The sequence below is a fragment of the Nevskia soli genome (assembly GCF_903970205.1).
Lineage (GTDB): Bacteria > Acidobacteriota > Terriglobia > Bryobacterales > Bryobacteraceae > Bog-113.
Genome location: NZ_CAJCHS010000444.1, coordinates 1 through 15,364 on the forward strand (window position 1 = coordinate 1; position 15,364 = coordinate 15,364).

Below are 15,364 nucleotides of genomic sequence, written 5' to 3' on the forward strand. Positions count from 1 at the left end.
GCGGCGAGTGTGGCATTAGCGATAGCGGCCGTATAGAAGAAGTCGCCCACTTGCATCACACCCGCGGCGGCCCCAATACCGCGCACGCGACCGTGATTCTGTTCGATCTTCTGAACCACGACTTCCGGACGTGGGCGGATGCGGCCGGGCGTCTTCCTCATACCGTCGCGTCGCTTACTTCGTCAGACTTTACGCGCGACTCGAACGACCCTCGCGAAGGCCGCTTCGAAATAGGAATTGACGCCGGCGATGTGACTTTCTCCGCATGGCAACGGTCGGGTTGGCGGGAAGCGGAAGAATTGAGAATGAGCCCGGCGGTCACCAAAGTTCGCCTGACCGTCTTCGATACCGGCTCGAACGCTGTCGGAGCGCTATCCATTCCGGTGCTATCCCGTTTCGGTATTGGGCAACACCCATCCAGCGTGGCCGAAGGGCCGCACCGGGGCGATTCTCACAGCCTTATAGTACTGTTGTCCGTTGATCTTCCGTACCTTAATAAGGGCAGTAGACATATCGTCGGTTCAAATGGGATACTGATCCAACAAGCTCCCCAGGACTCTCATGAAAACCCGATGGTTGAATGTGATTGCGCTACTTGCGGTAGCGCTAGCGGCGGCACTGGTGGTATCGGCGAATCGCGCGGAAGACCGCACGAATCAGCTGCTGAACGTCTCCTACGACCCCACCGGCGACTTGTTTAAACAACTGGACAGGCAGTTCATCGATAGATATCAACACGATACGGGCAAACGGCTGACGATCAAGGAATCGCACGGAGCCTCCTCCCAGCAGGCTCGCCAGGTATCGGAAGGGATGCAAGCGGACGTTGTCACCCTCGCGGTCTATTCGGATGTCGACGAGCTGCACAAAGCGGGCTTAATCAGCGATGGCTGGTCGAAGCGGCTGCCCAACGATTCGCAGCCCTTCCATTCGACGGTCGTATTTGTAGTACGCAAAGGGAATCCGAAGGGCATCGCGGACTGGCCCGATCTGGTGAAACCCGGGATTTCGGTGATTACGCCGAATCCCAAGACGTCCGGTAGCGGGAAGTTGAGCGTCCTGGCGGCGTGGGGTTCGGTGATTTACCGCGGGGGGAACGACCAGCAGGCCCGCCGCTATTTACGCCAGCTTTACCAGCATGTGCCGCTGCTAGTCACCGGAGCGCGGGAATCGACGGTGGCGTTTGCGGACGAGCGCGCGGGCGATGTGCAGTTGACCTGGGAAAGCGATGCCCTCAGTGAAGTTAAGAAATCGAACGGAGAGCTTCAGGTGGTGTATCCGCCGGTGAGCATCCTCGCGGAACCGACGGTGGCGTGGGTCGATAAGAACGTCGCCGGGACCGAGCGTGAAGCGTTCGCCAAGGCGTATCTGCAGTTCCTTTACACCGAGACGGCGCAAGAGACGATCGCGCGCAATGGGTATCGCCCGGTAGACCCGGAAGTTGCGCGGCGCTACGCGGACCGCCTGCCGAAAATGGACCTTTTCCCGGTGACTTTGCTCGCCGGAAACTGGGATGAGATTCAGCAGCGATTCTTCTTCACCAACGGCGTATTCGATCAGATCTACCGGCCTACCGCAAAGCTATGAAGCTGTTTCCACGCTACAGTAGCCTCGGGGCGAGGTACGATCTCATCGCCGGTCTGACGGTGGCGGCGATTTCACTGCCGCAAGCGATGGCTTACGCCCTGATCGCGGGGGTGGATCCGCGTTTCGGGCTTTATTCGGCGATCGTGGTGACGCTTGTCGCCTCTATTTTCGGTTCCTCTTCGCATCTGATCAACGGGCCGACCAACGCGATATCGCTGGTCGTTTTTAGCGCCTTGGCGTTCATCGGAACCGATTCCCGGCTGGACGCATTCGAAGCCATGTTCCTGCTTGCCATCATGGTCGGCATCGTCCAAATCATGATTGCCGTGTTTAAGCTCGGCGACCTGACGCGATACATCTCCGAATCCGTTGTGCTCGGCTTCATGGCCGGTGCGGGATTTCTAATCGCTCTCGGGCAAGTGGGTAATTTTTTTGGAATCAAGAACCGCGGCACGGGGGATCAACATGTGCTGCTTCGTTTTTGGATGACGGTGACGCAGGGCGGCCCACTGAACTGGCGGGAACTGACGATCGGGGCAGGGACGGTCATCCTGGTCGTGTTGCTCCGCGTACTGTGCAATCGGCGCCGTCTGCCGAAGCTGGACATGCTCGTCGCGCTCATCGTCGCCACCGTGGCGGCTTACGCGATGCACTGGTCGCAAGCGGGCGCGCATGGCAAAACGTTGCTGGCCTTAGTCGGCAATGTTCCGGCAAGTTTGCCGCGGCCGCACATCCCGCAAATCAAGTTTTGGTGGATACGGCAGATGACGGGGAGCGCGTTTGCGATCTCGTTCCTCGGCTTGGTGGAGGCGCTGGCGATCGCGAAATCCATTGCGAGTCACACGCGGCAGCCGCTGGACTATAACCGGCAGTGCATGGCCGAAGGACTGGCGAATCTGGTGGGCGGCTTTTTCCAATGCCTTCCGGGTTCGGGGTCGCTAACCCGCTCGGCGATTAACTATCAATCCGGCGCGGTAAGCCGCTTTTCCGGCGTTATTGCCGCGACGGCGGTTGCCGTGGTGTTGCTGATCATTGCCCCGCTCATGCAGTTTGTTCCCAAGGCGGCGCTGGCGGGGCTGCTGATCGTCACCGCCGCGCGTCTGATCGATTGGGCGAGGCTGAAGATTGCGCTGCGCGCCTCAAGTTTTGACGCTTGGCTGGTGTCAGTCACGGCGGCATCGGCGATCTTCATCAGCGTCGAATTCTCGATCCTGATCGGCGTCGCGGCTTCGATCGTGATGTTTGTCCCGCGAGCCGCGCGGCTGCGGGGAAGGGAACTGTTCGTCAGTTCCGAGCGATTAATTCGCGATCGGCGTCCATCCGACCCGCCATGCACGGCGATGATTATTTACGACTTTGAGGGCGAACTTTTCTTCGGTGCTGCGCCGGAGCTGGATCGCGCGCTCGACCGTCTGTCAGAGAGGGCGCGGGAACAGAGGATGCACTCGATCATTCTGCGGATGAAGCGCACGCGCAATCCGGACATGGTTTGCCTCGAGCGATTGCAGCACTTTTTGCGGGATATGGAAGCGGAAGGGGTTTTGGTACTGTTGTGCGGCGTGCGCACGGATTTCGCGGCCGCGATGAATAGCATGCGCTTCCATGATTGGCTGCCGGCCGACCGCGTCTTCATCGAGGAAACGGAGCTATATTCGTCCACGCTGAAGGCCGTTCGCCATGCTTACGAGCTTTCCGGCGAGCAGACTTGCGAGCATTGCGCTCAGATTCTGAGCGAGAATCCGGCGAAAGAGCTTTATTATCTGGTGTAGCCGGAAGCGCGAGTGGCGACTGGACTGGCGATCTACTCCTCCAACCAAGCGATGACAACCGGTACCGCAGAGTCAGGGGAATAGTTAGACTCTGAGTTTATGGTCGGCAGAAACGCCCTACTAATCCTCTGGCCGCTAGCGGTGTTCGTGTCCCGGGCTGCGGAAGTAAAAGGACTGGAACGCCGCGTGACTGTTCAGATCACGAGCCAGATGGCTGGGTCGCCGTTCGCTGGCGATCTGCCGGCTTCGGTTTGGGCTCTCGGGTTCGCGCCCGACCAGCGGTATTTGGCGGTGGGCGTCGAATTTATCAAGAAGAAGGTTCTGCCTCCGCTGGAAGATGACAAATCTTACCTTTTGATCTTGGCCACAGATCACCCGGAAACTGTAATCAAGAGTTTCGAAATCCCGCGGCACCCGGCTATGAGGGTTTACACGGAAGTGTATTGGAGTCCCGGCGGCAAGTACATTGCCACACCCTTTTATCGCGACTGGGACCAGGCGGCTATTATCGACCTATCCACCAATGAACTGCATGTCATCACGACCCGCCGGTGTCAGGTGAAGGGCTTGCTTGACGGACCACAACTAGTTCAGGTGTGCTCCGCGAGCGGGCGCGGCACAAGAATCAGGTTCATCGGGATCGACGGAACGGTTTCGAGAGAGTGGTCCTACTCTGATGTTATGACAGTGCTCCATGTTGAAAGCGTCGTCGGAGAGTTAGCTCTTACACGAGTTACACCAGGCGCGAATACCGGGCCCCGTGAAATCACAATCGCGGACGCGAAAGACCGCAGGGAGATTCAACGCTGGATGATGACCGGAGCGGAGCCTTACTTCGGAACCTTTGCAAAATCCGGTAAGGTTTTTTGTCTCCTGCAAAACCCGATGATCACATTGGATCGGGACTTCATCTGCCGGGACACTTCTTCGGGCTCAGAGGTAATACACCAAACACTTCCCAAGGGCTTCAGCGGGCCAATCATTGGCGCTGGAAACTACCTCGCCATGAATCATGATGAAATCAAGTTCGTACCCAAGCCGCTCCAACGACTGGCCGGCACATCGGTCGTATTTGGCAAGAGAGCCCACTGCCTTTGGGACCTACGGACCGGCACTCAGATTGCGCAATGGTCTACAAAAATGCAGTTCGTACTCCCAGGGGTTGATGACGATTGGGCTTATACAATCTCCCCGGACGGACACACCATCGCGGAAGGTGGAACGGGAATTGTAACGCTCTACCTCCTAACGCAACGATAGTCTCAGTCTCGACGGTGGCTACTCTCTATTTCGACGCGCTGAGTTCCTTGCAGATACTCCCAACGAAAGCTTTCGCGTCGCCGAAAAGCATCAGCGTGTGGTCCATATAGTAGAGTTCGTTGTCGATCCCGGCGAACCCGGCGCTCATGCCGCGCTTGATGATCATCACCGTGCGGGCGCGGTAAGCCTCCAGAATCGGCATTCCGGAGATCGGACTGCTCTTGTCGTTCTTGGCCGCGGGATTCACCACGTCATTTGCGCCGATAACCAGCGCTACATCGGCGTTGGGGAACTCGGGATTGATCTCTTCCATCTCGATGAGCTTGTCGTAGGGAACATCGGCCTCAGCCAGCAGCACGTTCATGTGGCCGGGCATGCGGCCGGCAACCGGATGGATGGCGAAACGGACGTCGATACCGCGCTTCGAAAGCGAATCGAATAGCTCGCGCAGTTTGTGCTGGGCCTGAGCGACGGCCATCCCGTAACCGGGGATGATGATGACGCTGCGGGCGGCGTCGAGCATCTCGGCCGCTTCTTCCGCACTGGCCGAGCGCACCGGACGCGCTTCCGTTTTGGCGGCCTTGGTTTGCACCTGCCCGAACGCGCCGAACAGCACGTTGGTGAACGAGCGGTTCATGGCCTTACACATGATGATGGCCAGGATCAGACCCGAGGAACCATCGAGCGCGCCGGCGATGATGAGCAACTTGTTATCGAGCGCGAATCCCATGGCGCTGGCCGATAAGCCGGCATAGGAATTAAGCAGCGCGATGACAGTCGGCATGTCCGCGCCGCCGATCGGAATGATCAGGAGCACGCCGAAGATGAGCGACAGCACCATGAAGATCGGGAACATCCAGCGCTGTTCGGGCGAGATGATCAGCGCGATTCCGATAACTGCCGCCAGCGTGAATAGAATCAGGTTGACGAAGTTCTGGCCTTTGTAAGTGATCGGCCGGGTGGGAAGGATCTCCTGCAGTTTGCCGAAGGCCATCAGGCTGGCGGTGAAAGTAAGGAAGCCGAGCAGCGTTTCGAGAATCAAGGCCGCCATCCGGAATCCGTGCGGCGAGTGCGCGAAGTACTCCGCCGTTCCGATGAGGGCGGATGCCAGCGCGCCGAATGCGTGCGAAATCGCGGTTCTTTGCGGGACCGCGGTCATCGGCATCAAGTACGCCAGCGGGACGCCGATCGCCGAACCGAGCAGGAAGGCGATGACAATCCACTTATACTCGACGACCTCGTAGCGCAGCAGTGTGCCGACGACGGCCAGCAGCATGCCCGCCTCGCCGACGAACACGCCGCGACGCGCCGTAGCCGGCGAGTTCATCCACTTAATGGCCAGAATGAAGCTGGCCGCCGCCAGTATATAGAAGACCGGGAGGATGTTATCGATCACTTACGGGGCTCCCGTTTCTTGAACATTTTGAGCATGCGATCGGTGATGAGGTAGCCGCTGACCACGTTGATGGTGGCGGCTAAGACGGCGATAAAGCCGAGACTACGGGTAAGTACCGAAGCGTCGCGTTCGCCGGTGATCAGGATCGCGCCGACGACGGAGATCGCGGAGATCGCATTGGTAAGCGACATCAGCGGCGTGTGAAGCAGGGGAGACACGCGGCGGATTAGTTCGAAGCCGAGGAATGCAGCGAGCATGAAGACGTAAAGGCCGAACTCGTAAGTTCTCATTACTGAATCGCTCCTTGAGTTTGGGGAATGCCGAGTAGTTCGCGAATGCGGGCGTGAACGACTTCGCCGTTGCGGGTGACTAAGGTTTCGCGGATGATTTCGTCTTCGGTGTTGATACTAAGCTGGCCGTCTTTGACCAGAAGCTTGAGAAACGACGTCAGATTCGAAGAGTACATCTGGCTGGCGTGAAAGGGCGCCAGCGAGGGCATGTTCAGCGGACCCCAGACGGTGACGCCATTGTGCATGTAACGTTCGCCGGGACGGGTGATATCGCAATTGCCGCCACGCTCGGCGGCAAGGTCGATGATCACCGAACCGGGCATCATGCCTTCGACCATGGCCCGCGTGATCAGGATGGGCGCTTTGCGGCCGGGGACAGCGGCGGTGCTGATGACCACGTCCTGCTCGCGGCAGACAGCGCCGAGCAGCTCGGCCTGACGGCGGTAGAAGCTTTCGTCCATGGCTTTGGCGTAGCCGCCGGCGCCTTCCGCGGTGGTGTTTTCGACTTCCAGCATCACGAATTTCGCCCCGACGCTTTCGACCTGTTCCTTGACGACCGGGCGAACGTCATAGGCCGATACAACGGCGCCCAGACGACGCGCCGTGGCGATCGCTTGCAACCCGGCAACGCCGGCGCCGAGCACGAATACTTTCGCGGGCGTGACGGTCCCCGCGGCCGTCATGAACATCGGGAACATCTTGGGAAGCGCGGTGGCGGCGAGGAGCACGGATTCGTAACCAGCGACAGTCGCCATGGAAGAGAGCACGTCCATGCTCTGCGCGCGGGTGATGCGCGGAATGAGTTCGAGTGCGAAAGCCGTGACGCCGGTGCGGGCAAGGTCCGCGGATTCCTGCAGGGCGGTCAGCGGTTCGGCCATCCCGATGACCGCTTGGCCGGGGCGGAGCAGGTTTAGATCCTGGCGTCCGTGCTCGGGGTTTGCGCCGAGCGAGCGCACCTGAGCGATGAAGTCCGCGCGCGCAAAAACGTCCTGGCGTGCGGCGATATCCGCGCCGCGCCCTACAAACTGTTCGTCCGGATAACCCGCCTCCACGCCGGCCAAATGCTCGACAACAATATTCAGCCCGGCTTTCTTCAGGACCTCACACGCGCGCGGAACAATGGCCACGCGCCGTTCACCGGGGAACGTTTCCCGCGGCACTCCTACGGTTAGGGGCATAAATTCAAAATGTTTGAAACGAGACAGTTAGTGTAGCGCGACTTTGTTTGTGAAGTCATCGAGCCATACCGCCGAAGTGGTTTATTGTCATTGGAGCAGGAAACGAAACGGATGACCCCCCATTCTCGCCACATCTTGATCGGTTGCGCAGTTCCTCTGATAGCGTTTGCCCAGGATACGAAGTACGGTCCCAAGGGGCAGTTGATTCCCGCGCCCGCTTGCCTGACACTGAAGCCCGCATGGGAAGGCGAATATGCGCCGTGCACCACCGCGACGCACGAAGCCTGGTTGAAAGATATTCAGCATTGGCGTTTTGAGAGAACCATCCGGACGGGACTGTCGCTCGACGACTCGCGGTACAGCGCGGCGGCGCTCCAGTGGACGCAGAGCAGTTTCATTCAGCCGCAGATGATGGTGCATGACCGGTACTTCTACGATCCCGCGGCGCGCAAGTATACCGTCGACCGGTACCTGGACGATCTGACGCGAAGGTACGGGGGCATCGACGCGGTGCTGGTGTGGGCCACCTATCCGAATATGGGCATGGACGACCGCAACCAACTCGACATGGTGGCGAGCCTGCCGGGCGGTCTCGCGGGGGTGAGGCAGATGGTTGCCGATTTCCATCGCCGCGGCGTGCGGGTCTTGTTCCCGATGATGATGTGGGACCAGGGCACGCGCGAGCCGGAGAAAGACTGGCCGGAGGAGCTTGCTGCGCTGATGAAGGAGGTCGGCGCGGATGGGATCAACGGCGATACGCAGGACGGCGTGCCGCGCGTGTTCTCCGCGGCGGCCGAGAAGATCGGACATCCGCTGGCGTTCGAACCCGAGGGAAGTCCCTCGGATGAGGCTCTGGCCTGGAATGTTCTGACGTGGGGACAATACGGCGGGCAGTTCACTTTCGTGCCGGGCGTCGACCGCTTCCGCTGGCTGGAGACGCGGCACATGGTCAATATTTCCGACCGCTGGGCGCGCGCCAAGACGGACGATCTTCAGTACGCGTTTTTCAATGGCGAGGGGTGGGAAAGTTGGGAGAACATCTGGGGCATCTGGAACGGCATCACAGCGCGCGACGGGGAAGCGACGCGGCGCGTGGCGACCATCGAACGGGCGATTGCGCCATTCCTGATTAGCAAGCATTGGGAGCCCTTCTACCCGATGCACGCCTACGGCGTTTATGCGAGCCGGTGGCCACTCGGAAATGACACGGTCTGGACGATTGTGAATCGGAATGAGTACAACGTCGACACGCGGCAGATGTCCGTTCCCGCGGAAGACGGCGCGCGCTGCTTCGACCTCTATCACGGGGTCGAACTACGGCCCGCGGTGGAAAATGGACGGGCAATACTCTCCTTCGCGCTCGAAGCCCATGGGTATGGCGCCGTGTGGTGTACTCATGGCGAGCCCAGCCCGCGCTTGACCGGACTGATGCGAACGATGAAGTTCATGACCTCGGCGCCGCTGGCGAGTTTTCCGGCGGAGTGGAAGCCCCTTCCGCAACGGCTCGTTGACATGGACCCGGCCAATGGGCCTTCCGCCGCTCCGGAGGGCGCTCCGGAGGGCATGGTTCGAATTGCCGGCGGTGCGTACTTATTCAAGGTCCAGGGGATCGAGATCGAGGGGTCTGACGACGCCGGCGTCGACGTGCAGTATCCGTGGGAAGACATGCCGCGCCGGTTCCACGAGCACCGCCTGGACATCAAACCCTTTTTGATCGACAAGTATCCGGTAACGAACGCGCAGTTCAAGAAGTTTATCGAGGCGGCGAACTACCGGCCGCCGGATGGTTTGAACTTTCTCCGGGATTGGAAGAACGGCACGTTTCCGGCGGGGTGGGCCAATAAGCCGGTCACCTGGGTTTCGCAGGAGGACGCGCGGGCCTATGCGAGGTGGGCGGGCAAGCGGCTCCCGCATGAATGGGAGTGGCAGTTGGCCGCTCAGGGAAGTGACGGGCGTGCGTATCCATGGGGCAACGATTGGAATCCAGGAGCGGCGCCGGTCCCTTACACGGGACGGCGTTTGCGTGGACCGGACGACGTGGACGCGCACCCGCGGGGCGCGAGCCCGTTCGGGGTGATGGACATGGTCGGCAACGTGTGGCAGTGGACCGATGAGTTCGAAGACGAACACACACGCGCCGCCATTTTGAGGGGCGGCAATTACTATCAGCCGCAGGGGTCCATCTGGTATTTCCCGGAGGCCTATCGGAATGACCAGCACGGGAAGTTATTGCTCATGGCGCAGGGTTACGACCGTTCGGGAACTGTGGGGTTTCGCTGTGTCATGGATATTCAATAAGCGACGCGCAAAGAACCGCGAGCTTATTGCTGCCAGCGCCGGAGTTGCGAAGCAAGGGCACTAAAGCCAAGCACGATCAGAACGGTCGCGACTCCGCCTCCGACCACGCTCGGTACCGCGCCGAACCACGCCGCGGTCCAGCCCGATTCGACGGCTCCGAGCTGATTGGAGCAACTAATGAAGATCGCGTTCACGGCGAAGACGCGGCCCCGGAGATAGTCGGGCGTCTCGACCTGCACCAGGGAGCTGCGGAACACAACGCTGATGTTGTCGAAAGCGCCGGTCAGGACCAGCATGGCGATCGAGAGCGGAAGCGACCGTGAAATACCGAAGACGATGGTAGCGATCCCGAATCCGGCGACAGCCCAGAGAAGCGCGCGGCCGGCGTTGCGAATTTTGGGCAGGTGGGTCTGGGTTAGAGCCATCGCGACCGCGCCGACGGACGGGGCGGCACGCAGCCAGCCGAGTCCGTGCGCGCCGACGTGCAGAATGTCCACCGCATAGATGGGTAGCAGGGCGGTAGCGCCGCCGAAGAGGACGGCGAAGAGATCCAGCGATAGGGCGGCGAGCACCAGCTTGTTATCGCGGACGAAGCGGACTCCCTCGAGGAGCGAGCGTTCTTCCTGTTGGGGCGAAACGGCAATGCCGCCTTCGCGCGGCCGAATCGAGTAGAAACAGACCAGGCTCAACACGGTGCACACCAGCTGCGAGATGTAGACACTGCGCGTTCCCGAGAACGCGATGAGGGCGCCGGCCAGCGCGGGACCGGTGACGGTGGCGATCTCCTGCGCGGTGCTGTTCCAGGTGATCGCGGTGCGCAGTTGGTCGAGCTCGACAACGTGGGGCAGGATCGCCTGGCGCGACGGACTCTGCAACGCGCGCGCGCAGGCGTTCAGGAAAAGACAGAAGTAGATCAGACCAACGGAAGCGCCGGCAAAGACGAGGATCGCGGAAGAGACGACCAGCGGAATCTGCATCCCCGCAAGAATCTTGCGCCGGTCGTATCGATCGGCGATGTGCCCCGCGACCAACGCCAGAAAGACGAACGGCGCCACTTGGACGAAGCCCACGTTGCCCAGCACGAATGCGGAGTGGGTTTTCTGGTAAAGGTCCCAACTGGCGGCGACCCAGATCATCTGGAGGCCGAAGCTGGAGAGGAAGGTGCCGGTCAGGAGGAAGCGGAGATCGCGGGAACGGAGGGGCGCGTAGGGGTCCAACCGTTAGGGTAGATCACGCGCCGGTCTGGAGCGGCCGAAAGGATTTACGCCAGCCAGCGCGCCAGCCCGAGAGCCTCGTACCGGAGAGCAGCGCTACGCCTATCGCGGAGCGTTTGCCGCATACCGCTCAACGAGGAAATTAGAGGCGTCGACGCAAATTGGGACCGAACCGGCGCCACGTGCAAGTTCCTCGGCCAGTTTCCGGTCCGTAATGTTATCGTGAACCACCACCGCCCAGCAGGACTGAAGGTGTTGGAATCGCGTGATCGAAACTCGAAACCAACGCTGCTCACCGGCACTGTGGCAGGGGTATTCCGCCGCAAAACTGGTCCAGCGAAGGTCGAGCACATCGCGGATTGCCTGCGCGATCTCTGCCGCGGTTTCATCGCCAGCCGCTGCCTTGTCGCACACGGCCAGGTAATCGACACCGTTCCAGTCCTGATCGGCCATTCCATTGGCCGCAGCAGAATCGGTCCACGCCCGGTTTACACAGTCGATCTTGCCGGATTCGCTGATGATGGCAATCTGCGTCGAGATCGAATCAAGAATCGATTGCGGGAAGCGGTTCGCGTCCCGAAGTTGCGCCACGGTATCGGCGGTCTCTATGACATAACGAATGGAGCGATCCAGAAGTCTCCACGTAAGATCATCCTTCGGAAGAAACTCGACCGCCCCCGCTTTCTGTGAGGCCAGCTCGGCGGTTTCGTCGTCCTGTCCCGTCAGCACAATTACGGGGACACCAATGCCCCGTTGCGACGCAAGTTGAATAAACTCGACCGCAGTGGTTCCGGTCAGATAAAAGTCCACCAGGCACACATCGTAGGCTTTCCGGTGCATCAGATCGAGCGCGTGGTTCGCGCTCGGCGCCCAATCGACGTCGTAGCGTCTATGGTGAACGCCGGCAAGCAAATCGCGGATCACGGTGTAATCGTCCCGATCGTCATCGATAATGAGGAGCTTGATGATTTTGCGCATGGTCAAGTCAGTTCGAATCCGAACACGAAATCTTTATCCATAAATCCGGAGAGCTCGAGCTCCTCCGGACTGAGCGGCCGGGCGGCCAGATAGCCCTGAATCGCGTCGCACTTCAATTCCCGAAGCGCGTGCAGTTGTTCTCTGGTTTCGACGCCCTCCGCCGTAACGGTCAGGCCCAGCGCGTGCCCCAGCGCGATAACGGAGTGGGTAATCGGGGGCCGCACGCCGGGCGTGATCGAGGAGATAAAAGCACGATCGATCTTGAGGGCAGTGACCGGCAGACCCTTCAGGCAGCTCAGCGAAGAATACCCGGTGCCGAAGTCGTCGATAGCAACCGAGACGCCAAGACGCCGCAGCTGCGCTATTTTTCCGGAACAATCGGCGAAGTCGGTCATCACGGCCGATTCCGTGATCTCCAATTCGAGCTGCGACGGATCGAGTCGGGCGTCTTTCAGCACGGCTGCCACCGATTCCACAAAGTCCGGTTGCATCACCTGTACCGTCGAGACATTTACGGCAATCTTTAAACGCGAAGACGTTGAGCAACTCCACAACGCGGCCTGACGCGCAGCCTGTTCGAGTACCCATGTACCGATCGGCAGGATGATTCCGGTTTGCTCCGCCAGAGGGATGAAATCCACCGGGGACACGCTGCCCAGCGTCGGATTCGTCCATCGCAGCAGAGCCTCGACGCCGATCATCGCTCCCGCTTCGAGATCGAACTGGGGTTGGTAGACGAGCGAGAGCTCGTTCTTTTCCAGAGCCCGGGTTAACTGCCCGTGAATCAACAGGCGCCTGGCTGCCACTTTTCCGAACTCGGCGTCAAAAAAACGATGTTGCGCCTTCCCGGCCGCTTTGGCCCGGCTCAAGGCCATATGGGCGTTGGTAAGCAGTTCATCGGCGCGGGTCCCGTCAGCGGGGTATATCGCGATTCCGACGCTGGTCGAAATCAGAGGCTCTTCCGGGAGGTCCAAGCTGTCAATGTTCTTCAGGCTCTTCAAAACCTCGACCACTGCGCGTTGGATGTCTTCGGCACAGCATGCATCGGGTAAGACGGCGACGAATTCGTCGCCTCCCATCCTGGCCAGCATCGCCGACTCCGGCAGTACGGCGCGGATGCGTTGCGCCGCGCGCTTGAGAATCTTGTCACCAAACGCAAAACCCGCCATATCATTGCAAAGTTTGAAATTATCGAGGTTGAAATAGAGAACCCCTCCGGTGTGCCCGTTTTCCGCGCTCGCAAGCGTTGCGGTGAGAAACTCGATTAGCAGTTTGCTATTGGGTAGTTCCGTCTTCGCGTCAAAGTTAGCTTGCCGCCTCAGTTCGGCGTCGAACTGCTCATGTTGGAGGATTTGTTCGACAACGGCCGCCGTTTCTTCGATCACGAACTCTTCAAAAGGGCGAGGAGCCGCGCATGTGCGGCGGTACGCGAGCAGTACATCGGTTCGGCCGCGCGGACAGGGTTGCGTTACTGAGAGCTTGTAGGGGTAGCGGTCCAAAAAACGCGCGTCTCCCGCGCCGCCGGCGTCGGTCAGACGAATGCGTCCGCTTCCTGAAATCCCTTGAATGCGCGAGCAGCGGGGAGGCATGCCGGCAAGCGGCATCGCAACTCCCAGTTCTTTGTCCAGTTCGTTCCCGGCTTCCGACGTGACGGTGATCTGAGATCCGTCCGGCCCGGGGGCGGAGATAACGAATCGGGTATCCGGCACCTGAGCTTCAGCGACGCTACAGAGACTCCTTAATATTTCGCGCAAGGGACAACGGGCGGCGAGCATCTCCAAAATCCGGCGGCGCTCTCTTTCGAAGGTTTCCCGTCGGGCCTGTTCGGTAACGTCGCGGGCAACCACGAAGTAGCCGAGCGCTTTGACCGCGTCGATGGGCGACCACCGGACTTGAACGATGCAGGCTCTTGCGGAATCCCGGAATGGGACTTCGGCTTCCCCCCTCGTATTGCTCCCCAGCATTTTAAGACGGATCCGGTCGCGGAAAGCGGGAGCGACCAAGTCAAGAATGGACGTGCCCACCAGCGCCGAGCGAGCGACTCCGGTCAGTGTCTCCGCGGCCCGGTTGGCGGTCTGGATCTCACCTTGGTTCGACAGGGTAAGAATGATGTCGGCCGCGTTCTCAAAGATAAAGAACGGATAATTGCCGATCGCCGGCTCGGGTTGGGTCGCAGCCAACACGCGGAGAGCTTCGGGGACGCCGGCGGGAGCGGCCGCGTCCCTGGTGAACGCCGAGTACCTGGCTTCCCCATATGCACCGGCTCGAGCAGCGCGCGCCAGATTCATGCCGCCTCTCCAGGGCTAAAGAAGCCCCGCGGACTCAAATTCCCAGCCCAGAAACTTCCGATCGTCTCCGATTCGTTCTCTTTCCAGACTTGCGCGAATATCCGGCGCATGGATGAGGCGCACCGTTGCGGCAGGCCGAGCATCGATAGTTCACCGGGAAATGTGGTATTAAAAAACACTGTTCAAGGAATACATCGGGGATTTCGCTGCCAGACTTTATGCAGAGAGTCAAAATCTCTCGATTCACGCTTAATTGAAGACCCTGTCCACACTTGATCTTCACGATGCCTCTCGGTTTACCATCCCGGCGCGATCAGTTCTTCGGATCGCCACGGTATGGGCGCCGCGTCGCTGGATCCCAAGTCCAGACTTTGAAGGGGTCGATGCGGTCAATGTCATTCGGATGGTCCTTGTCCTCAGCGAAGGAACCTTCCGCGAAAATGTCGCGGACACCAGCGTTTTTGGCTCCGGTTCCTTAGCGCTTTGGGTCGAAAAGCTGGCGGTCGCGGGAACTTGCCCCGGTTCCTCGCTCGATTTCGCAAGTCTCGCAATATTCTGAAAGCCGGACCTGTGCGCAGTAGGCTACCCTCGGACGATACGGTTAGCGGTTTGTTTGCCTTATGTTCAGAGTTCCTATGAAAACGATGATTATGGTTGCGTGCTTGTTAGTAACCACGACTTTGGCCGCCCAGATAGCTCCATACGTCACGAAGTTCATGCAGGCAATGGACACCGGTATGAAAGTGATGGATCGTGATATGGCGGCGGCGCCCATGACCGGGGATGTCGATCGCGATTTCGCGGCGATGATGATACCGCATCACCAAGGCGCAATCGACATGGCCAAGGCTGAGTTGACCTACGGCAAGGACCCCGTTATGCGGCGGCTGGCTCAGGAGATACTCGTCGATCAAGAATCGGAGATAAACGCGATGCTGCTCTGGTTGACTAAGAACGGCCGCCGCAATCCGATCGAGGCGCAGTGACTTCAAGAAGATTGAAAGGCAAGCCGGGTGAACGCTATCAGTCCCAGGGTTGTTCCGACTCCCGGTGACAACACCAGTTTAGGTATGTCACCGGAACAGGTCAGCCAATTCGTTGAGAAT

General features: G+C 59.8%; 11 protein-coding genes. 5 read left to right on the forward strand and 6 right to left on the reverse strand.

Annotation, left to right across the window (positions count from 1 at the left end; translation table 11 throughout):
• Nucleotides 1-561 precede the first annotated feature (561 nt).
• The 3 genes from H1Y01_RS19040 to H1Y01_RS19050 all read left to right on the forward strand — a co-directional run bounded on the left by H1Y01_RS19040 (nucleotide 562) and on the right by H1Y01_RS19050 (nucleotide 4,616).
• Complete coding sequence (locus H1Y01_RS19040) at nucleotides 562-1,587, forward strand: sulfate ABC transporter substrate-binding protein (protein ID WP_180542395.1); 1,026 nt, start codon at nucleotides 562-564, stop codon at nucleotides 1,585-1,587.
• A complete protein-coding gene (locus H1Y01_RS19045; RefSeq protein WP_180542397.1) occupies nucleotides 1,584-3,356 on the forward strand; it encodes a SulP family inorganic anion transporter in 1,773 nt (590 codons plus the stop codon). The genes H1Y01_RS19040 and H1Y01_RS19045 overlap by 4 nt, the downstream gene beginning before the upstream one ends.
• A gap of 99 nt (nucleotides 3,357-3,455) precedes the next feature.
• A complete protein-coding gene (locus H1Y01_RS19050) occupies nucleotides 3,456-4,616 on the forward strand; it encodes a hypothetical protein (RefSeq protein WP_180542399.1) in 1,161 nt (386 codons plus the stop codon).
• 25 nt (nucleotides 4,617-4,641) lie between these two features.
• Here the strand turns inward: H1Y01_RS19050 and H1Y01_RS19055 are convergent, their stop codons facing one another.
• The 3 genes from H1Y01_RS19055 to H1Y01_RS19065 are packed head-to-tail and all read right to left on the reverse strand — an operon-like array spanning nucleotide 4,642 to nucleotide 7,480.
• Nucleotides 4,642-6,009, reverse strand: coding sequence for an NAD(P)(+) transhydrogenase (Re/Si-specific) subunit beta (locus H1Y01_RS19055; protein WP_180542415.1), 1,368 nt, complete (start codon nucleotides 6,007-6,009; stop codon nucleotides 4,642-4,644).
• On the reverse strand, nucleotides 6,009-6,302 hold the full coding sequence (locus H1Y01_RS19060; RefSeq protein WP_180542401.1) for an NAD(P) transhydrogenase subunit alpha: 294 nt from the start codon (nucleotides 6,300-6,302) through the stop codon (nucleotides 6,009-6,011). Before H1Y01_RS19060 ends, H1Y01_RS19055 begins: the two co-directional genes overlap by 1 nt.
• The gene (locus tag H1Y01_RS19065) at nucleotides 6,302-7,480 is read right to left on the reverse strand and encodes a Re/Si-specific NAD(P)(+) transhydrogenase subunit alpha (protein WP_180542403.1); all 1,179 of its coding nucleotides are present in this window, start codon (nucleotides 7,478-7,480) and stop codon (nucleotides 6,302-6,304) included. The genes H1Y01_RS19060 and H1Y01_RS19065 overlap by 1 nt, the downstream gene beginning before the upstream one ends.
• A gap of 111 nt (nucleotides 7,481-7,591) precedes the next feature.
• On the opposite strand from H1Y01_RS19065, the gene H1Y01_RS19775 reads away from it, so the two are divergent.
• Nucleotides 7,592-9,778: a formylglycine-generating enzyme family protein gene (locus H1Y01_RS19775; protein WP_180542405.1), complete on the forward strand. Its 2,187-nt coding sequence runs from the start codon at nucleotides 7,592-7,594 to the stop codon at nucleotides 9,776-9,778.
• Nucleotides 9,779-9,801: 23 nt separating this feature from the next.
• Here H1Y01_RS19775 and H1Y01_RS19075 read toward each other — a convergent pair whose 3' ends face one another.
• From H1Y01_RS19075 to H1Y01_RS19085, 3 genes are all read right to left on the reverse strand, one after another.
• The gene (locus tag H1Y01_RS19075) at nucleotides 9,802-10,995 is read right to left on the reverse strand and encodes an MFS transporter (protein ID WP_180542407.1); all 1,194 of its coding nucleotides are present in this window, start codon (nucleotides 10,993-10,995) and stop codon (nucleotides 9,802-9,804) included.
• Nucleotides 10,996-11,094: 99 nt separating this feature from the next.
• Complete coding sequence (locus H1Y01_RS19080) at nucleotides 11,095-11,970, reverse strand: response regulator (protein WP_180542409.1); 876 nt, start codon at nucleotides 11,968-11,970, stop codon at nucleotides 11,095-11,097.
• A 2-nt stretch (nucleotides 11,971-11,972) separates the two neighbouring features.
• Nucleotides 11,973-14,258, reverse strand: coding sequence for a putative bifunctional diguanylate cyclase/phosphodiesterase (locus H1Y01_RS19085; protein ID WP_180542411.1), 2,286 nt, complete (start codon nucleotides 14,256-14,258; stop codon nucleotides 11,973-11,975).
• Between the two features lie 716 nt (nucleotides 14,259-14,974).
• Here H1Y01_RS19085 and copM point away from each other — a divergent pair.
• On the forward strand, nucleotides 14,975-15,244 hold the full coding sequence (gene copM, locus H1Y01_RS19090) for a CopM family metallochaperone (RefSeq protein WP_367399807.1): 270 nt from the start codon (nucleotides 14,975-14,977) through the stop codon (nucleotides 15,242-15,244).
• The last annotated feature ends 120 nt before the right edge of the window (nucleotides 15,245-15,364 follow it).